Origin of the sequence: Xanthomonas sp. D-109 (assembly GCF_017746095.1) — a bacterium.
GTDB classification, from domain to species: domain Bacteria; phylum Pseudomonadota; class Gammaproteobacteria; order Xanthomonadales; family Xanthomonadaceae; genus Xanthomonas_A; species Xanthomonas_A sacchari.
In genome coordinates this window covers 242-518 of the sequence record NZ_JAGHWV010000014.1, presented here as the reverse complement: position 1 = coordinate 518, position 277 = coordinate 242, and the positions used below count along the sequence as shown (strand labels likewise).

Below are 277 nucleotides of genomic sequence, written 5' to 3'. Positions count from 1 at the left end.
CTGGCGCGGCTGTACGCCGCCGCCGGCGATCAGCGCCAGGCGCTGGTGCTGTACCAGCAGCAACTGCAGCAGTCGCCCAACGACCTGGACACGCTGATCGCCGCGGCCAACACCGCCGCCGCAGGTGCTCGGCGCTGCCGGGCGCGTGTACCGCAGCGCCGGCAAGAACCGCAAGGCCGAGAGCTATTTCCGCGCCGCGCTGGCGGCGCAGGCGCGCCAATCCGGCCAGTACGACAACGGCCTGCCGGCCGCCAACGGCCCGGCGTCCTACGCCGCC

The 277-nt window shown here is 74.4% G+C and carries 1 pseudogene; it reads left to right on the top strand.

Annotated elements, in window-relative coordinates:
- A pseudogene (locus tag J7357_RS21395) lies at positions 1-277 on the top strand (hypothetical protein); the annotation flags it as partial.